The organism is Dorea longicatena (assembly GCF_024168045.1).
Lineage (GTDB): Bacteria > Bacillota > Clostridia > Lachnospirales > Lachnospiraceae > Dorea_A.
On record NZ_CP100126.1, the window covers coordinates 2132550 to 2151784 of the forward strand.

The 19235-nt window shown below is 41.9% G+C and carries 17 protein-coding genes and 1 riboswitch; of the genes, 1 reads left to right on the plus strand and 16 read right to left on the minus strand.

The genetic code is table 11. The annotated features are described in order from the left end of the window. Positions 1-35: 35 nt before the first annotated feature. The 5 genes from NKF87_RS10080 to NKF87_RS10100 all read right to left on the minus strand — a co-directional run bounded on the left by NKF87_RS10080 (position 36) and on the right by NKF87_RS10100 (position 5021). Positions 36-1616 (minus strand): ABC1 kinase family protein, encoded by a 1581-nt coding sequence (locus NKF87_RS10080; protein ID WP_117598217.1) that lies wholly within the window; start codon positions 1614-1616, stop codon positions 36-38. A 14-nt stretch (positions 1617-1630) separates the two neighbouring features. Continuing rightward, positions 1631-2044 carry a phasin family protein gene (locus NKF87_RS10085; protein ID WP_117598218.1) on the minus strand — a complete coding sequence of 138 codons (414 nt, stop codon included), beginning with the start codon at positions 2042-2044 and terminating at the stop codon, positions 1631-1633. A gap of 21 nt (positions 2045-2065) precedes the next feature. Beyond that, positions 2066-2443, minus strand: a complete 378-nt coding sequence (locus NKF87_RS10090) for a diacylglycerol kinase family protein (RefSeq protein WP_117598219.1) — start codon at positions 2441-2443, stop codon at positions 2066-2068. 249 nt (positions 2444-2692) lie between these two features. Continuing rightward, entirely contained in the window at positions 2693-4150 is a 1458-nt protein-coding gene (locus NKF87_RS10095) for an alanine/glycine:cation symporter family protein (RefSeq protein WP_117598220.1), read from the minus strand. Position 4151: 1 nt separating this feature from the next. Continuing rightward, positions 4152-4256: riboswitch (glycine riboswitch) on the minus strand. A gap of 231 nt (positions 4257-4487) precedes the next feature. Next, the gene (locus NKF87_RS10100) at positions 4488-5021 is read right to left on the minus strand and encodes a DUF3877 family protein (protein ID WP_028087070.1); all 534 of its coding nucleotides are present in this window, start codon (positions 5019-5021) and stop codon (positions 4488-4490) included. A gap of 147 nt (positions 5022-5168) precedes the next feature. Here NKF87_RS10100 and NKF87_RS10105 point away from each other — a divergent pair, with 147 nt between their 5' ends. Then, positions 5169-6434, plus strand: coding sequence for a dihydroorotase (locus NKF87_RS10105; RefSeq protein WP_117598221.1), 1266 nt, complete (start codon positions 5169-5171; stop codon positions 6432-6434). A 618-nt stretch (positions 6435-7052) separates the two neighbouring features. Here NKF87_RS10105 and NKF87_RS10110 read toward each other — a convergent pair. The 11 genes from NKF87_RS10110 to proC form a co-directional block, all read right to left on the minus strand. Then, positions 7053-7994, minus strand: a complete 942-nt coding sequence (locus NKF87_RS10110) for a GTP-binding protein (protein ID WP_028087072.1) — start codon at positions 7992-7994, stop codon at positions 7053-7055. Positions 7995-8028: 34 nt separating this feature from the next. Beyond that, the gene (locus NKF87_RS10115) at positions 8029-9147 is read right to left on the minus strand and encodes a CobW family GTP-binding protein (RefSeq protein ID WP_117598222.1); all 1119 of its coding nucleotides are present in this window, start codon (positions 9145-9147) and stop codon (positions 8029-8031) included. A gap of 267 nt (positions 9148-9414) precedes the next feature. Beyond that, a complete protein-coding gene (locus NKF87_RS10120; protein WP_055283604.1) occupies positions 9415-11397 on the minus strand; it encodes a sodium-translocating pyrophosphatase in 1983 nt (660 codons plus the stop codon). Positions 11398-11546: 149 nt separating this feature from the next. Beyond that, positions 11547-12287 (minus strand): tRNA pseudouridine(38-40) synthase TruA, encoded by a 741-nt coding sequence (gene truA, locus NKF87_RS10125; protein ID WP_117598223.1) that lies wholly within the window; start codon positions 12285-12287, stop codon positions 11547-11549. A gap of 97 nt (positions 12288-12384) precedes the next feature. Continuing rightward, a complete protein-coding gene (locus NKF87_RS10130) occupies positions 12385-13209 on the minus strand; it encodes an energy-coupling factor transporter transmembrane component T family protein (protein WP_028087076.1) in 825 nt (274 codons plus the stop codon). Further along, positions 13206-14060, minus strand: coding sequence for an energy-coupling factor transporter ATPase (locus NKF87_RS10135; protein ID WP_055283653.1), 855 nt, complete (start codon positions 14058-14060; stop codon positions 13206-13208). Before NKF87_RS10135 ends, NKF87_RS10130 begins: the two co-directional genes overlap by 4 nt. 5 nt (positions 14061-14065) lie before the next feature. Continuing rightward, on the minus strand, positions 14066-14938 hold the full coding sequence (locus tag NKF87_RS10140) for an energy-coupling factor transporter ATPase (protein WP_117598224.1): 873 nt from the start codon (positions 14936-14938) through the stop codon (positions 14066-14068). A gap of 108 nt (positions 14939-15046) precedes the next feature. Next, complete coding sequence (locus NKF87_RS10145) at positions 15047-15565, minus strand: peptidylprolyl isomerase (RefSeq protein WP_173791270.1); 519 nt, start codon at positions 15563-15565, stop codon at positions 15047-15049. Between the two features lie 121 nt (positions 15566-15686). Continuing rightward, positions 15687-17348: an aryl-sulfate sulfotransferase gene (locus tag NKF87_RS10150; RefSeq protein WP_253583534.1), complete on the minus strand. Its 1662-nt coding sequence runs from the start codon at positions 17346-17348 to the stop codon at positions 15687-15689. Positions 17349-17435: 87 nt separating this feature from the next. Continuing rightward, the gene (locus NKF87_RS10155) at positions 17436-18071 is read right to left on the minus strand and encodes a hypothetical protein (RefSeq protein ID WP_173791271.1); all 636 of its coding nucleotides are present in this window, start codon (positions 18069-18071) and stop codon (positions 17436-17438) included. 145 nt (positions 18072-18216) lie between these two features. Continuing rightward, positions 18217-19011: a pyrroline-5-carboxylate reductase gene (gene proC, locus NKF87_RS10160; protein ID WP_118225102.1), complete on the minus strand. Its 795-nt coding sequence runs from the start codon at positions 19009-19011 to the stop codon at positions 18217-18219. Between the last annotated feature and the right edge of the window lie 224 nt (positions 19012-19235).

Consider the following 19235-nt stretch of genomic DNA (forward strand, 5'->3'; position numbering starts at 1 on the left):
ATATTTGCCCATAAAACTGAGAATAAATCCCAAATTCATTTGGAAAGAATATGCTTAATAAGCACATACATCACAATCGCAAATGCAAATAAATACCCAATCGCACCAATTGCCGGGATTCCGCAGATCTTCGGGCTCATATTGGTAGTGCAGATAATGCTTGAACTGATCAGCAATGCCATCACCCACAATCCCATTACCACATTCCGCACCAGACGCCTCAGTAACTGTGCCAGATCGTTGGATGCATGCAGATCCAGGTTAACTCTTGTCTGACCTTTCATCAGACCATGTAGTGCATCCGCCGCAAGTCCCGGGACTTCTACTGCTTTATGCATCGAACGGTAAAGATTCTTTCCTGCATGTTTTAATTCTTTTTTCCAATCCAGATCTTTCCACATACTCTCTGAAATATGTCTGGATGCGATCTCGATCATATTGATCTGTGGAGCAATGTCTGCAAGCACGCCTTCCATGTTAGTCAATCCTCTTGCCAGCATCGTCAGACCATGCGGCATACGGATCTTATTTTCCTTCATCACTTCCATAAGATCCATCATCACTTCTGCAACATCGATCTCTCCCATATCTAAGGACCCATACTTCGACATCAGTTCACTGATATCTTCATACAATACGCTCTGATCTGGTTTCTCTTTAAATTCACCCAGTGCCATGACTGCTTCCTGGATCATGCCGATATCATTTTCTGCAATGCCGCGGATTGCTTTTCCGATCAGTTCTTTATCCCGTTCGGTCAGTCTTCCCATCATTCCCATATCGATCCATACAATCTTGCCATCCTGGATCTTTACATTTCCCGGGTGGGGATCTGCATGGAAGAAACCGTCTTCCATCACCTGTTTGATATAATTATCGATCAGCTTGATCCCGATCTCTTCCAGATCGTATCCGCCTGCCAGAAGTTTCTCTTTATCATCGATCGCAGGCCCTTCGATGTATTCCATGACCAGCACATGCATGGTTGTATATTCCTGATATAGTTTCGGTGTTCTTACATATACGACATCCGCATTCCTTCTGGCAAACTCTTCCATATTCGATGCTTCGGTGAGAAAATTCATCTCTTCCCGTGTCACATTCCAAAGTTCATCCAGTACCTGGTCGAAGTCAGCCATTCCTTTCAGACTGATCGGCGGCATCAGCTTTACTGCCTTCCGAATGAGTCCGATATCTCTTGCCATAATTTCATAAATGCCTGTTCGCTGAACCTTGATAACAACCTGTTCACCGCTGAGCAGTTCTGCTCTGTGGACCTGTGCAATGGATGCTGATCCCAGTGGTGTATCGGAAATAAATGCAAATATTTCATTCCACGGACAACCATATGCCTGTTCGATTACTTCTTTTACTTCCGGAAATTCCATCGGAGTTACTTCTGAACGCAGACACATCAGTTCATCACAATACCTTTTCGGTAAAATGTCTGAATGCAGTGACATAATCTGACCGATTTTAATATAAGTAGGCCCCAGATCCTCCAGTATCATCCGGAGTTTCTGAGGCGTAATTCCCCTGGTGATTCCATATTTATGAAGTACGGATGTAATCTCCTTTAACCTGGTACGGTATTCTTTGGATTCTCCCTTACTCATGAACCTGTTCCTCTTTAAATGTCTTCGTTCTCAGCTGTCTCTTCTTCCGCTGCTTTCTCTGCCGCATCTTCGCATACGGATTCGTCTGCCACATCTTCTACCGTCTCTGCAGCTTCAAATTCTTCCTGTTTTTTCTCCATCTCATCAATTCTCTGTTTCAACAATGCCATCTGTTCCGGAGTCATCTTATCCAAAAGCTCATCCAGTTCTTCCGGTGAAGATGTTTTTACTTTTACATTCACTTTTTCTCTTACTGTCGACTTGATGTTATGCTTAAGTTCTTCATTCAGTGCTTTGCCCTGTTCAACAGTCAACTCACCCTTTTTCACCATCTCATCCAGAAGTTCTTTTGATTTCTCTCCTGTGACTGCAACTGCTCCGATTCCTGCAAGTAATACTTTCTTTAATCCGCTTCCTAATTTTTCCATAGGTCGTTCTCCTTTCGCTGTCTATATAGACAGGCTTTCCAAAAGCTTTGGAATAAATATGATCATTCCTGCAATTGCTGCCATGATTGCCACGATCAGTACTGCTCCTGCTGCAGCATCTTTGGCAAGCTTTGCAAGCGGCCTTCTCTCTTTTGTAACCAGATCAACCACTGCTTCTACCGCCGTATTCACCATTTCCAATGCCATGACAAGACCAAACAATGTCAGGCAGATACACCACTCTACCGGTGTAATATGAAATACGAATCCTGCGATCACCACACAAACCATTGCCACACAATGAATCTTCATATTCCGTTCCTTCGTTACCACTGCAAATATTCCGGCAAATGCATAACCGAAGCTTTTATACAATGGATCTTTCTTTTGTTTCTTCATTTTTGCACCTGTCCTTTGTTTTCTTACATTTTAACACATTTTGCACAAATTTACACAAACATTGTATGTATTTTGTTTTATTTTAGAAATAATACGGACTTTTAAAGAAAAGTATGACCTTTTATAAATTCTGCATCCAGCATAATTTTTCTATCAAAATAAGAGGACAAAAATAAATACAGGGATTCTGCTTCTTATACCAAAATCCCTGTATTTTATCACCATATGCTCTACAGAACTTATATTCTATTATACATTCTCTACATTCATTCCTTTGAGAATTCTCTGATTCTTCTCTTCCACATTCAGCTTTTCCGTAAATGCTTTCGTTTCTTTTACTATGACTTTGCTGAGTACAAGCAAGGCTATCAGATTCGGGATTGCCATCAATGCATTGAAGATATCTGCGATATTCCATACTGCCGCAACCGTCATATATGGTCCGATGAATACACATATAATATAAAGCCATCTATACGCTCTTACAGCTTTCATATTCTTATTAAACAGATATTCCAGGCATCGTTCTCCGTAATAATCCCATCCAAGAATCGTTGTAAATGCAAAGAATACCAGACAAATCATCAATGCAAAGGATGCCACAACCGGCGGGAACGGAAGTCCCTTCTGGAAGGCCGCTGTCGTAATTTCCACACCTTCCAGTCCCGTATTCCATGTTCCTGTAATGACAATAGAAAGTCCTGTCATCGTACAGATCACGATCGTATCAATAAATGTACCTGTCATTGACACCAGTCCCTGTCTTGCAGGTTCTTTGGTCTGTGCTGCAGCCGCTGCGATCGGCGCGCTTCCAAGTCCGGATTCATTCGAGAAGATTCCTCTGGCAATACCTTTCTGCATTGCTACAATCATACTTCCCATTGCGCCACCGGCCAGTGCGCTTCCGGTAAATGCTGATTTTACAATTGTTACAATAGCTGCCGGAATTGCGGTAATATTTGTCACCATGATAATGACTGCCAATACTACATACAGAACCGCCATGAACGGAACGACGATCTCAGATACTTTTGCAATTCTCTTGATTCCACCTAATACAACCATTCCGACACATACCGTCAGTACCAGACAGGATATTACAGTTGCCCATGAATAATCATTTCCAAATAATGCTACTGTATGCGCCATGTCCGGATCAAAAAAGTTACGGACTGCAGATGAGATACCATTCACCTGTGTAAATGTACCGATTCCGAACAATCCGACTCCTGCCCCGAAGAATGCAAATATCTTTGCAAGCCATCTGAACTTTACGCCCATTCCATTCTCAATGTAATAAAATGGTCCGCCAAGTACATGCCCGTCTTCATCGATTGTACGATATTTTACTGCCAGAAGACCTTCTGAATACTTTGTTGCCATTCCTAAAAATGCTGTCAGGATCATCCAGAATAACGCTCCCGGTCCACCTGCAGAAATTGCAGTTGCCACACCGACGATATTACCGGTACCGATTGTTGCCGATAATGCGGTACAAAGAGCTCCAAAGCTGGTTACTTCTCCGTGTCCGTCTTCTTCATTTTTCACCATGAATTTTAACGCTTTCCCAAGATACCTTACCTGAAGAAGGCCCAAGCGCACAGTCAGAAAAATTCCTGTGACCAGAATTAAGATGATTAACGGAAGTCCCCATACGACTCCGTCAAACCATGTGATAAAAGTGTCAATACGTCCAAAAATTCCCATAATTCATTCCTCCATCCTTTTGCCTGAGAGATTTGCAGATCTGTTTTCTGCTTACACCTTCGGCGCTTTTCATTTCATTACGAAAAGACTCTCCTGAGTTTTTTATGATAACGTAATCGCATTGCAGCAAATTCGTCAAAGTAATTGTCATTATTTTGAGAATAAATCCTCACCCAAATCGCTTTAGCACGTCTTTGCTTTAGCACGATGTAGGATAGCTTATCATGAATCTTTACATATAGCAAGATATTTTATAATTAAAAATGCAGGCAGCATTTATAAGTTATAATTATAATTTCTGTCTGCATCTGTATTTTTATTCTTTTCCGACTGCCTTTCAGAATCCGAAATCTGCATAATCTTCCGGCAAAAAACGGTGATAGATCATATGACACCCTTCGTCCTTAAAGCAGTAATAGTATTCGTCCTCATTTTCTTCCGGAAATCTTACCCAAAAGTCAAATTCTCCGTTGTGCATATCTCCCACCCTGATATCTTTTGCCTCTTTCTGAAATATCGCAAGGATATCTTCTTTTTTGATTCCGTGATTCATCATCAGCTCCACCAGCTTTTTGATGAATTCATTTTCTGCCGTATGTTCATGTACATAGACACTTCCCTGTTCTGGAATATGCAGGCAGAATCTGTCTTTTTTGTGCGTCACACAGATATCTCCGAGTTTTTTCTTTACTTCTTCCGGGAACTGTTCCAGACGTGTCTGCATCTCATCCACATCGTCATCCGCCTCAAAGAAATGATTGAGGGAAATCAATGGATAATACAAACGGATCTCTTCTTTTCGAAATCCAAGTTTTGCCTGTTCTTCTTTTATAATATCGATCAAATTTTTTTCCAGACGTTTAAATCCCATTTCTGTTCTACGTGCTCCTTTTATTTCTCATATATTCAGCTTTCCTGTTCCATGTCTCTTAATTGACAAGCCCATTTCCAATACATTATACTACATTTATAATATTTACTGTATTTTAACATCAGATTTTTAAGGAGGAAATTTATCATGATCATCAAACATGGACTTGTGGTAGATCCGGCATCTGGTCTGTCCGAGCATATGGATATACTGGTGAAGAACGGAAAAATTGTAAGGATCGCATCTGAAATTTCAGAAGATTCAGAGGAGATTCTGGAAGCCGGAGGACTCATTGTCGGACCGGGACTCATCGATACACATGTACATTTCCGTGATCCGGGATTTACATATAAAGAAGATATCCATACAGGAGCAAAGGCATCTGCAAAAGGCGGGTTTACTACTGTAATCTGTATGGCGAATACATCCCCTACGGTCGACAATACAGACACCCTAAAAGATAATCTTGCACGTGCTTCCAAAGAAGATATCCGTATCTTCCAGGCTGCTGCAATCTCCCGTTCATTAAAGGGCCGGGACGAAGTAGACATGCTTGCATTAAAAGAAGCCGGGGCATGCGGATTTACCGATGACGGCATCCCTCTTCTGAATGCTGAGTTCTGCTATCAGGCGATGAAAAATGCCGCAAAGTTAAACGTTCCGATCAGTCTTCACGAAGAAGACCCGGCTTTTATCCGCAACAATGGAATCAATCATGGCAAAGTATCCGATGCACTCGGCATCTACGGTTCTCCATCCATTGCCGAAGAAGCACTGGTGGCAAGAGACTGTCTTCTGGCGCTCCGTTCCGGTGCAGATGTTGTAATCCAGCATATCAGTTCCGGTGTATCGATTGATCTGATCCGTACATACAAAAAACTGGGGGCAAAATTACACGCTGAGGCAACACCGCACCACTTCTCCTTAACAGAAGACGCTGTTTTGGAACATGGCACGTTGGCAAAGATGAATCCGCCGCTTCGTACGGAAAATGACCGCCAGCAGATTATTGCAGGACTCGCTGATGGAACTATTGACCTGATTGCTACGGATCATGCCCCACACAGCACAGAAGAAAAATCCAAACCGATCACAGAAGCCCCAAGCGGCATTATCGGTCTCGAGACCTCCCTTGCACTCGGTATCACCAACCTTGTAAAGCCCGGATATCTGACCATGATACAACTTCTGGAAAAAATGACAGTGAACCCGGCAAAGCTATACCATCTGCCTTACGGAACAATTCAGGAAGGTGCAGATGCAGACTTTGTTATATTTGACCCTGATGAAACATGGATCCCGAAAGAATATGCTTCCAAATCATCAAACTCACCATTTACCGGAAAGGAACTTACCGGTAAGGTGAAATATACGATTTGCGGAGGAAACGTCGTATATTCTGATATAAAATAAGCTTGGGATTTAATTCAGGAAGGCTGTGGATACCCGAACCGGAATAAAGCTTGAAAAGGTGTTCCTGTTCAGGTTCCATCGGCGGGTCAATTCTAAAGGGGCAAAATTCTGCTAAAAGCAGGCTTTCAAAATTTGAAACTCGGCATACGCCTCAGACAGTCAAATTTTGAAAACCCAACGCAGAATTTTGCCCCTTAAGAATTACCAACGCCTCTTTCACATTCACTGGAACGCCTTTCCAAGTTTTATTCCGTGTGTATCAAATGCCTTACGAATGAAATGGCAATTGCGTAACCGTAGTGTCCTCCACCGGGTTACACTTCCGGACATTTTATTTATTAACATCCGCTGCCAGTCACGACTTGAAGGAAACAATAGATAAGGATTATTGTGAATGTGGAATGCCATTAGAAATAGTTAGAGAGTCAGAAGCACCGTTAAAGGAACGAAGCGAACGTGTTTGAGGCGAACGCCGAGTTTGAGCGTAGTTCCTTTGCTTTTAGGTGATTCTGACTCTCTTAGTGTTTCTTATGGTATGGAACCTGAACAAGAAGCCTTATCTATTGTTTCCTTCAAGGACTGAGAGGCCGCTTCCCCAGTTAATAAATTAAATCCCAATTACCCTAAATACACAACCTTATCTTCCGGCTCTGCGGCTGGTTCCATATCGATCAGATACAATACCGGCTGTTTGTTTCCAAAGGAACTTACTGCCTCGTACTCGAATCTTGCACGGATCTGCATCCAGGATTTTGTCTTTGCATCAATTTTCATTTCTGCCTTACATGGATATCCGTAATAACGTACATCGTCCGCACAGCAGGTCATGATCTCTCTGACCGGAACGAACATATTGTCCGGCATCCCCTTTGGTCGAAAGATCTGTCCTTTAAAATCAATCTCTTTATGAAGATATAATTCCGGATGATCATATGCATCCACATACCATACTCCAAAGTCTACATCGTCCAGCACAATCTTATCACCTTTTACGTCATATGGAAGATCTTCTTCAGACGGTTCTATGATCTTACCCTGCATATCTTCAAAAAGGAGCTGTGCCATCGGGTTCTGCACTTTCAGTGCCCGTCTGAATCCTGATCTGTTAACGCCGTCTGCACAGCGGTTTACAACGATCAGTTCTGATTCTGTCAGCTGTTCCATCAGCATATTTCTCATATTCATCAGATACATATCCAATGTCATACCATTAACGGTTGAATATACGCCCTGCAGCTCGAAGCTTCTTGGATATCTGATCGAAAGCAGATCTTCCAGTTTCCACATCCCGTTATATTCAATAACGATCTGTGCCGGATGATAATTTCTTTCACAGTTTTTGAAAAATACAGTGTTCAGCTGTTCGAATTCTTCGATTTTCAGAACTGCCATATTCTTTTCTTTCAAATATTCTTCCGGATACTCTTCTTCTCCTTCTTCACAGAGAAGCAGCAGTGTAAGTCCCGGTTCGATCCATTCCTGTTCCATCAGGGTATCTTTTATCATGGTTGTTTTACCACTGTCTAAGAATCCCGTGACGATAAACATAGGTGTTGCCATACCCGCACCTCTTTCCTTTTTTCTATTTCCTGTCTTATACGTGGAATAACTTCAGAAGTTCTTCTTCCTTCAGATCTGTTCCGATTACGCAGATGCGTCCTGTATAATCCGGCTGACCTTCTCTTACTTCGTATTCTTCCGGTACTAAATCAAACTGTTTCCATCCTCCGTCTGTCATCTGAATGATACCTTTTGAACGAAGGATTGTTCCATACGAAGTGGTCTCCGACAACGCTTTCAGCAGATAATCCAATTCTTCTTCTGTATATTTATGAACAGTCTCTTTGCCCCAGCTTGTAAACACATCATCTGCATGATGATGGTGGTGATGATCGTGATCGTGTCCACAGCAGCAATCGTGATCATGGTCATGATGATCGTGGTCATGATGATCGTGATTGCAGTGATCATGATGGTCGTGATCGCAGTGATCATGATCGTGGTGATCGTGGTCACAATGGTCGTGATCGTGATCATGATGGTCATGGTGATCGTGGTCACAATGGTCGTGATCGTGATCATGATCTTCATGATCTTCAAACAGGCTCTCAATCTCAGCACCCTTTGTCAGTGCATGACTGATTGCCTCTTTGCCAAGCTCATCCCATGGTGTAGAGATGATCGTTGCTTCTGCATTTTCTTCACGAAGTGTGTGTACGCATTCTTCTACTTTTTCATCTGTCATCATCTGTGTACGGCTTACTACGATTGTTGACGCATGCTCTACCTGATCTTTGAAGAATTCTCCAAAGTTCTTCATGTACATTTTTGCCTTTTTACCATCTACAACTGTGATTCTTCCGTCAATTTCAATGTCCGCATCTTTTTCTACAGCTTCAATTGCTCTTGCTACATCAGATAATTTTCCAACTCCTGATGGCTCAATGATTACACGGTCCGGATGATACTCATCTAATACTTTTACCAGAGCTTTGCTGAAGTCACCAACCAGTGTACAGCAGATGCATCCTGAGTTCATCTCTGTAATCTCGATTCCTGCATCTTTTAAGAATCCGCCATCGATACCGATCTCGCCAAATTCATTCTCGATCAGCACAAGTTTCTCTCCCGCCCATACATCACTGAGCAGCTTTTTGATAAATGTAGTTTTTCCTGCTCCGAGGAATCCTGAAATAATATCTACTTTTGTCATGTTTATTGCCTCTTTTCTATCTATTTTCAAAATTAATAAAAGTCCCGACACATATATTATCACAAACAGCGGGTGGTTGCCAGTCCCCCAATTCTAATATTTTTCTCAACTTTTTATAAATCACCCGCAAACTCTGCTGCCTGCTGCTCATTATAGATATTTGGATTGCAGACAATTTCTTCTTGTACACATAGTTGAGTAAAAAAACGATATCTGTACCGGATGGTACAGATATCGTCTGCTTTTTATGATTATTCTAAAATGTTCTTATAATAATCCGCCGATTGACAGGAACAGTGGTGCAAATACCAGTGATACAACTGTCATCAGTTTGATCAGGATGTTGATAGATGGTCCTGATGTATCTTTGAATGGATCACCAACAGTGTCTCCAACTACAGCTGCTTTATGAGCTTCACTTCCTTTTCCACCGTGGTTACCGTCTTCGATATATTTCTTAGCATTATCCCATGCTCCACCTGCATTGGACATGAAGATTGCCATCATAACACCTGTTACGAGCGCTCCTGCAAGAAGTCCGCCAAGTGCGGAAGGTCCAAGAAGGATTCCCACTACCAGTGGTGCAAGCACTGCCATAACACCAGGAACCAGCATCTCTTTTAATGCTGCTGTTGTTGAGATTGCAACGCATGATTTATAATCCGGCTTTTCTGTACCCTTCATGATTCCAGGCATTGTCTTGAACTGACGTCTTACTTCTTCAATCATCTGATATGCTGCTCTTGATACAGATGACATTGTCATAGCTGAGAATAAGAATGGAAGCATTCCACCGATCAGCATTCCGATGATTACACGTGAGTCAAGGATATCAATTGTCTTCAGATGTACTGCCTCTGCATAAGATACAAACAGGGCAAGCGCTGTCAGGGCTGCAGATCCGATAGCGAAACCTTTACCCATAGCTGCTGTTGTGTTACCAACGGCATCCAGTTTGTCGGTGATCTGACGAACATGTGGATCCAGCTCAGACATCTCTGCAATACCCCCGGCATTGTCCGCAATTGGTCCATAAGCATCTACAGCTACTGTAATAGCGGTAGTAGAAAGCATTCCTACAGCAGCAAGTGCAATACCGTAAAGTCCGCATGTCTGGTATGCAACAAAGATACCAACACAGATCAGAAGGATCGGGATTGCTGTAGACTTCATACCTACTGCAAGACCACTGATGATGGTTGTTGCAGATCCTGTCTCTGACTGTTCTGCAATTTCTTTCACTGATTTGTAGTCTCCGGATGTATATACTTCTGTGATGATACCGATCAGAAGTCCCACGATCAGACCGGCTACGATAGCAATCGCTGCTTTAAAATCTCCAAAGAATACTTTACTGAATACACAAGATACGATCAGTACCAATACACTTGCTACATAAGAACCTGTCTTTAATGCTTTATGTGGATTGGAATTCTCGTCACCCTTTACAAAAAATGTTCCGAGGATAGAAGCTACAAGTCCAAGTCCTGCGATCAGGAGTGGGAAGATAGCTCCCTCAGCTTTATAATATACGATTCCAAGTGTCAGTGCCGATACAAGTGCGCCTACATAAGACTCAAAAAGGTCTGCTCCCATACCTGCAACATCACCTACGTTATCCCCTACATTATCGGCGATAACAGCCGGGTTACGCGGATCATCTTCCGGAATACCTGCTTCTACCTTACCAACAAGATCGGCTCCTACATCGGCAGCTTTTGTGTAGATACCACCACCAACACGTGCAAACAGAGCAATGGAAGAAGCTCCTAAACTAAAGCCTGTAATAATATCAACATTTTTAGTCAGGATGTAAATGATGCTGACACCAAATACACCAAAACCGGCTACACACATACCCATTACAGCTCCACCGGAGAATGCAATCGAGAGTGCTTTGTTCATTCCTTTTTCTTTTGCTGCATTCGCAGTTCTTACATTTGCCTTTGTAGCAACTTTCATCCCGCAGAAACCTGCAAGCGTTGAGAATAAAGCTCCTACTACAAAGCATACAGCAGTAATCCAGTTACCGATTCCGAATCCGATAAGTACGAATAATACCGCAACGAAAATAACCAGAATCTTGTACTCTGCCGTCAGAAATGCCTGCGCACCATCACTGATCGCTGTGGCGATTTCTTTCATTCTGTCGTTTCCGGCATCCTGTCTTCCTACTCTTGCTGCCAAATAAGCTGCAAAGAGCAGTCCAAGGATTCCAAATACCGGAACGAGATACAATAACATTTCCATAATTTTTCTCCTTCCGTCCAGCTTTCTCAACTTTATGCCGGACAGATGTATTTTAACATATTCTTGTCTTTTTATGGCGGTTTTTTTTATTTTTGTATGTTATTCCGATTTTTTTCTGTATATTGTCCAAAATGCCGACTATTCATTGATTATTTATAATCTATTTTTACCAATACCAGTCCGTTTGGCAATGCTGTGGCCCCTTCTGAAGTATGGACTTTGGCTTCCAGAATCTCTTTTACTTTTTCCGGAGTATAGAACCCTCTGCCGACCCGGATCAGGACACCTGCGATAATGCGGACCATGTTGTACAAGAATCCATTTCCTGTGATTCTCAGCACAACCTCATCATCTTTTTTTTCAATCGTCAGATCATATACTGTTCTCACTGTATCCTGTGTATTGGTTCGGATATTACAAAAACTCACAAAATCATGCGCTCCGATCAGATATTTGGCTCCTTCTCTCATTGCACCGATATCCAGCGGAAATGATACAAATGTACAATATCGTGTCTTTAATGGATTCGGCATCTGTGCATTGTAAATATGGTACTCATATGTTTTAGAAATTTTATCCTGATATCTCGGATGCCAGTCAAGCGGCACTTCATCTGACTTCACTACCACAATATCTTCCGGAAGCCTCTGATTTAATGCATAGGAAAATCTTTCCGGCGGAATCGGAGATTCTGTATCAAATACTGCCACATTGCCAAGCGCATGCACTCCGGAATCCGTACGGCTTGCCCCGATAACCCGGATGTCTTCTCCGGTAAGTCTGTTTAACGCTTTATTCAGTTTTTCTTCTATTGTAATTCCATTCGGCTGGATCTGCCAGCCGCAGTAATTCGTCCCGTCATATGCTACAAAGATTCTGATTCTTCTCATGATATTTTTCTTTCCTTTCACGTGATCATATCCCGGAATAAATCAGGGACGGAGTTTTCCCCGTCCCATTTTCTGATGCATAACTGTCGCTTATCCTCTAAAATATCCATATATGCAGTGGTACAAATCTTCCGATTAAAACAACGAGAACCACATACGCAATTACAGTAATATAAGCTATTCTATCTTTCCTGCAGTATTTTAACGGCTTCATCTTCGTACGTCCCTCACCACCATGGTAACATCTTGCCTCCATTGCCATCGCCAGATCATTCGCTCTCCGGAACGCAGACACAAACAAAGGAACCAAAATCGGAATCATACTCTTTGCTTTCTGGATCATATTGCCGCTTTCCAGATCGGCACCTCTTGCAATCTGCGCTTTCATGATCTTATCCGTCTCTTCCAGAAGGATTGGGATGAAGCGGAGTGCGATTGACATGATCATTGCAATCTCATGTACTGGAACACGAATCTTGTTCAGTGGTCCGAGTAATTCTTCAATTCCATCTGTCAGTTCATTCGGGGTCGTTGTAAATGTCATAAGTGACGAACCGATGATCAGATAGATCAGCCGGATTGCCATATATACCGCTGTCCTGAGACCGCCTTCTGTGATCGTGAAAATCCATGCATGGAACAACACTGCTCCATCCCTCGTCAAAAATAAGTTGAACAACACCGTGATCATCAAAAGCATGATGACCGGTTTTAACCCTCTTACAATAAAAGAAAACGGTACTTTTGATATCCTGATAACAAGGATCAGAAACAACGTCGTCATCACGTATCCCGGAATACTGTTGAATAAAAACAGTGAGATCAGGTAAAGCAGCGTTCCCACCAGCTTTACTCTTGGATCCAATCTGTGTAACACACTCTTTGCCGGATAATATTGTCCGATTGTTATATCTCTTATCATATCTTCTTCTCCAGTGCCCGCATAATCTCATCTGTTGCTTCTTTCACAGTCGTCACATTTACCTTTACTGGTAAACCTTTTTCTTTCAGGTCGTGCATGATATATGTCACCTGCGGAGCTGCAAGGCCAATCTTCTCCAACTCCTGATAATGCGCAAACACCTCTTTCGGTGTGCCATTATACATCACTGCCCCCTTGTTCATCACAACGATCCGATCCGCATATCTCGCAATGTCTTCCATGCTATGCGACACCAGAATCACTGTCATATCGCTCTGCTTATGAAGATATGCGATCTGATCCAGAATATCATCTCTGCCCTTCGGATCAAGCCCCGCCGTCGGCTCATCAAGAACCAGGACCTTGGGATGCATTGCCAGAACTCCGGCAATCGCTACTCTTCGTTTCTGTCCGCCCGAGAGCTCAAATGGAGAAGATTTATAATATTTTTCTTTTAACCCTACCAGTTTCAATGCCTCTAGCGCACGCTTTTCACACTCTTCTTTGCTCAGTCCCTGATTCTTCGGACCAAAACACACATCTGTCAGTACATCGATCTCGAACAACTGGTACTCCGGATACTGAAATACCAGTCCGACCTGATTACGGAGTGCACGCATATCATACCCATTTTGGTAAATGTTTTCTCCATTATAATATAATGCACCATCTGTTGCCTTTACCAGGCCGTTCAAATGTTGGATCAGTGTCGACTTTCCTGATCCAGTATGCCCGATGATCCCCACAAATTCTCCATGTGGGATTTCCAGGCAAATGTCTCTGAGTGCATGTTTTTCATATGCAGTCCCGGGACTGTATATATAATTCAAATGTTCTATCTTAATTGCAATGTCTGTCATTTCTTCTCACCATTTTCACTTGTCAAACGTTCCACTGCCTCTACCAGTTCTTCTTTTCTCAGAATCCCTTTCGGAATATCCAGTCCGCGTTTTCTGAGTTCATCTGCCAGAATCGTCACTTGCGGCACATCCAGCCGGTAACTCTTTAATTCATCTACTTTGGAGAATATCTCTTTCGGTGAGCCTTCCATCACGACTTTTCCGTGATCCATCACGAATATCTTATCTGCATCTACTACTTCTTCCATGTAATGTGTGATCAGTATCACAGTGACCTTCTTCTGCTTTCTGAGTTTATGAACCGTCTTTAAGACTTCTCTCCTTCCAACCGGGTCAAGCATTGCAGTCGGCTCATCCATAACGATGCATTTCGGTTCCATTGCCACGACACCGGCGATTGCTACTCTCTGTTTTTGTCCTCCGGAAAGCTTATTCGGAGAATGATGCCGGTATTCAATCATCCCAACAGCTTTCAGACTTTCTTCCACCCGCTGCCAGATCTCATCCGTCGGAACGCCCAGGTTCTCCGGACCAAACCCCACATCTTCTTCTACTACAGTGCCAATGATCTGATTGTCCGGATTCTGAAATACCATTCCCGCCGACTGTCTTACATTCCAAAGTTCATCCGGATTACTCGTATTCTTTCCATCTACCCATACGGAACCTTCTGTTGGCATCAGAATTGCATTCAGATGCTTGGCAAGAGTTGATTTTCCGGAACCATTATGTCCGAGAATTGCTATAAACTGTCCTTCTTTTGCTTCAATATCTACTTCATCAATAGCACGCGATGTTCCAATCACATTGCCTTCTTCATCACGTTTTTCATATTCATATACCAATTTTTCTGTCTGGATCATTTCCATCTGTCGTTTTCCTCCGCGTCATATGTGTTGGAAATTTACATACAGCGATCAGACGTATCTGATCGCTGTATGCCTGATTGCTATGATTGGTTGCTATCTGCCGCCGTTTTATGCTTTCTCCGGTTCCGGATACTCTGTTCCCATTGTATCAACAGTTACCTTTTTCATCTTCTGTTCATCCAGTGGTCTGTCGCTGTAATCTGTATCGGTCTCAGCAATCTTATTCACAATATCCATGCCTTCGATGATCTTACCAAATGCAGCATATGCACCATCCAGATGTGGTGCTGCTTTATGCATGATAAAGAACTGTGAGCCTGCTGAATCCGGATGCATTGCCCTTGCCATAGAAAGCACTCCTTCTGTATGTGCAAGTTCATTTGCAAAACCGTTCTGAGCAAATTCTCCTTTGATCGAATATCCCGGGCCGCCCATTCCGGTTCCGTCCGGGCATCCGCCCTGGATCATGAATCCATTAATAACACGGTGGAAGATCAGTCCGTCATAATACCCTTTTTTCACCAAGGAAACAAAATTATTTACCGTATTCGGTGCAACTTCCGGATACAGTTCTGCTTTCATAATATCTCCGTTTTCCATCTCAATTGTAACGATTGGATTTGCCATTCTATTTTCCCCTTTTCTTTCTTAATTCAACTACTTTTTCAAAAAGCGCCGGCAAAAACCGACGCTTTCATTTTAGCGGATAAATCGTTATCCGTAAAGACTTCCATATGATTTTTATGGATTATTCACTTTTTCCAAAATAATATCCTTCAAAATTATACTTGAATACACGGTAAACGAATTTTTCATAATCAATCTTATATGTTGCGATTGCCTTATGATCCGCATCATATTCCGTAAACGTTCCCTTCAGTCCGGAATCTGCAAGCACGTGATCCCCAATATCCTGTGCGCTGCTGACGTATCCGGAATATGGCACTTTAAACGAATCCACCAGTTCAAATGTCCCTTCATTTTCATCTACCAGATATTTATAATATTTGGAATTCTTTCCGTCCACTGCCGAACTGGTCTTAAGTCCGATGGAAGACCAGTCATAATCCGGTCTTGTCTCACTGATTCCGATATTATTATTAAACATATACAGATAATACTGCCCGTCTGCAAGGCTTTCATCCGTCTCATATGTAATCGTATGCTGACCGCCCTGAATTATAAAATCGCCTTTTTTATTCAGTACACAACTGACATAAGATGTATCTTCCCAGAAATCCTTCTCACCGATCATGTAGGAAATCGACGGTTCATCATAAAGGTTGTCCACTTTAATGATCGTAGACGTCTCCCTGGAGCTTAACAGCACCGATCCATTTCCCATGTACTGGATCGTATTAATATGCATCCAGTCCAGTTCATCCGAGGAATTCTTCACACAGGTCTTCTTATAATCACCAAACAGGTCTTCCAGATCCAGTACCTCTGTCACTTCGCCTGAATTCACATCCAGCTTCAGCACGATATCCTCCACACTGTCCTGTGTGGTATCCGTTGCCAGGATCAGCATATTGCCATTTTCATCAAACACATAATCATGATGCAGACTGTAATCACCAAGATTGTACACCTTTGTCACCTGTCCGAGACGGTTTACCTGTGCCATCTTCTTCTCGGAAATGCTGTAATACATGGAATTATCATCAAAAAGCAGCCTGTGGCTTCTGTAATCCAGAAGCGGCACCTCACCTCTTAACACTCCGCTGTTATCATAATAATACATGAAATCCATGGAACTGCTGTCATTACCTAATATCACATAAAGTCCGTCTTCCAGCTGATCCGCACTCTGTTTCATATCGGTATCAAGCTGTACCTTTTCCTCTCCGTACAGGCTTCCCATTTCGTATACGATTTCCTTTGTATTGGTAGACCCATCTTCGTTTGTCACATAAAAGGTAATTGTATTCTCCGTATCCGGAATCAGACCAATCACCTGGAATTCATGTTCTGTCTGATATTCCTCATCCTGATATACATCTCTGCTGAAATCAGAAATGCCATCGTCTTTAACATGGATCGTGTAGGATACCTTTACCGCTGCATCCGTTTTAAAATATACATACAGTGACTGTGTATTGGTTCCGAATGGATTATATTCAATCAGCATATTGTTCAGATTATAATCCTGTGACTCTTTCTTTTTCTCTAATTTTTCCGCAACTTTTTTCTGTTCTTCTTCTTTATAGGTCAGCTTGATCTTTTCGTAGATCTTTTTCTGTTCTGCATTCATTACATTTTTTTCGTCATCCGATTTTTTCAGTTCTTTTTTCCCATCTGATTCTGAAGTTTTCTCTGTTTTTGTTGTATTGTCTGCTTTTGTGCACGCTGTCATTCCTATCGCAAGTATCATAGCTAACATTCCTGCAGTCATGATTCGCTTTTTCACTTTTTCTGTCCCACCTTTTCTTTTATTTTTTTACGATTATGAATAATTATAATTCGAAAATGTGTAAAAAATATGAAATTGGTCATTTTAATTCTTTTTCTGCTCTTTTATCTCATAGATTACGATTCCACCTTTTTCTTCACACCCGGTTTTCCACAAATCTTTCAGGTTCAAACGGACTTTTTCCCCATAAGTAGCCACATCAATCCATGTTTCATGCTTCTCTTTTTCATATCCGACCACCAGGAACCAGTGCCAGATAAAATCTTTGTATTTTTCAGTGTTCAAATGACGGAGCATCAGATATGGAACCGGAAGCTCTTTATCAATCTGTCCGCATATAATACGTTCTGCCTCGTCTGCATCTCCTGTTCCGTCGAATTTTTCCATATGGATCTGGTAATCTGTTCCACATCTTTTATTCACGTCTGAAATATATTTTTCCAATCCCCCGATGTACCACTCAGGCTTTTTCACTCCCTGAACTCTCGGCCGTATATACGGCTTCATAAGCTGGCTGAATTTTTTATAGGCTTCTTTATCCATCTGTTCCAGATCAAATGGATATAGTTCTTTCATTCCTTTGTATTTTGCCAGATAGATGCAACTGTCACAGGCCGTTGCTGCCCCGCATCCTCCGATATTCATAACAATATTGGTAAACCAGTCCTGATTTCCGCCAAATTCTCCATCAATCATAAAATAATCCAGTTCTTTTTTCATCTTTTATTCACCTGTCCTGTTTTCTTCTAAATATTATTCTAACACAATTCTTCCAAAATACGAATAGACAACACAAAAAGCAGGAACTACAACTTCTCTGTAATTCCTGCTCCGTATAGATATTTTTATTATTTAAATATATTGATTATAAACTTCTGGACATCTCTTCGCAGACTTTCATTGCTTCGATGATAGAACTTCTGAATCCAAGTTCTTCTAATGTACGAACAGCTTCAATTGTTGTTCCTGCCGGTGAGCAAACCATATCTTTTAATTCTCCAGGATGTTTTCCTGTATCCAGAACCATCTTTGCGCTTCCGAGAACTGCCTGTGCAGCAAACTGATAAGCCTGTTTTCTTGGCATTCCGCCTGAAACTGCTGCGTCTGCCATAGCTTCGATCAGCATGAATACATATGCCGGTGAGCTTCCGCTTACTGCTGTCACAACATCCATCAGACGCTCCGGAACGATCTCTGCGCGGCTGAAGCTTTCCAGAAGACTCTTTACATATGCGATCTCATCTTCTGTAAGGTGCTCATTCGGGCAAACGGCTGTCATACCTTCTCCAACCATAGCCGGTGTGTTAGGCATTGTACGGACAATCTTTACTTCTTTTCCAAACTGTTCTGCAAGCCATGCAAGTGTCTTACCAGGTGCAATTGTAATGATAATCTGGTTGTCTGTTACTACATCTTTGATATCTGCAATTACGCTTGCATAGAACTGAGGTTTTACAGAGAGGATAATTGTCTCTGCTTTTGAAGCAACTTCTTTATTATCTGCTGTTACATTGATTCCATATTCTTTCTGCGCTCTTTCTCTTCCAGGTGCAAAAAGATCTGCTCCGATGATCTCTTCTGCCGGAATTACATTATTCTTAATAATTCCACCCATGATTGCTGATGCCATGTTACCTGTACCAATAAATCCTAATTTCATCCTTAATTACCTTCCTTTTCCAATATGATATTGTCTTATTAATTGTTCCAGCGCATGAATGATGATTTATGATTTGTAATGGATATTCTTCATGTGCTATTTGTATACGTTTTTTTAATTTGTATACAAATCATTTCTACTGTGACTATAACACTCCTTTTCAAAAAAGTCAACACATAACCTTGAATTTTCTTTAAAAACACGTTATAATTTGTATACAAATA

Coding starts and splice junctions, on each gene's coding strand:
- NKF87_RS10080 (WP_117598217.1), bottom strand. CDS start 1,616: ATGAGTAAGGGAGAATCCAAAGAATACCGTACCAGGTTAAAGGAGATT.
- NKF87_RS10085 (WP_117598218.1), bottom strand. CDS start 2,044: ATGGAAAAATTAGGAAGCGGATTAAAGAAAGTATTACTTGCAGGAATC.
- NKF87_RS10090 (WP_117598219.1), bottom strand. CDS start 2,443: ATGAAGAAACAAAAGAAAGATCCATTGTATAAAAGCTTCGGTTATGCA.
- NKF87_RS10095 (WP_117598220.1), bottom strand. CDS start 4,150: ATGGGAATTTTTGGACGTATTGACACTTTTATCACATGGTTTGACGGA.
- NKF87_RS10100 (WP_028087070.1), bottom strand. CDS start 5,021: ATGGGATTTAAACGTCTGGAAAAAAATTTGATCGATATTATAAAAGAA.
- NKF87_RS10105 (WP_117598221.1), top strand. CDS start 5,169: ATGATCATCAAACATGGACTTGTGGTAGATCCGGCATCTGGTCTGTCC.
- NKF87_RS10110 (WP_028087072.1), bottom strand. CDS start 7,994: ATGGCAACACCTATGTTTATCGTCACGGGATTCTTAGACAGTGGTAAA.
- NKF87_RS10115 (WP_117598222.1), bottom strand. CDS start 9,147: ATGACAAAAGTAGATATTATTTCAGGATTCCTCGGAGCAGGAAAAACT.
- NKF87_RS10120 (WP_055283604.1), bottom strand. CDS start 11,397: ATGGAAATGTTATTGTATCTCGTTCCGGTATTTGGAATCCTTGGACTG.
- truA (WP_117598223.1), bottom strand. CDS start 12,287: ATGAGAAGAATCAGAATCTTTGTAGCATATGACGGGACGAATTACTGC.
- NKF87_RS10130 (WP_028087076.1), bottom strand. CDS start 13,209: ATGATAAGAGATATAACAATCGGACAATATTATCCGGCAAAGAGTGTG.
- NKF87_RS10140 (WP_117598224.1), bottom strand. CDS start 14,938: ATGGAAATGATCCAGACAGAAAAATTGGTATATGAATATGAAAAACGT.
- NKF87_RS10145 (WP_173791270.1), bottom strand. CDS start 15,565: ATGGCAAATCCAATCGTTACAATTGAGATGGAAAACGGAGATATTATG.
- NKF87_RS10155 (WP_173791271.1), bottom strand. CDS start 18,071: ATGAAAAAAGAACTGGATTATTTTATGATTGATGGAGAATTTGGCGGA.
- proC (WP_118225102.1), bottom strand. CDS start 19,011: ATGAAATTAGGATTTATTGGTACAGGTAACATGGCATCAGCAATCATG.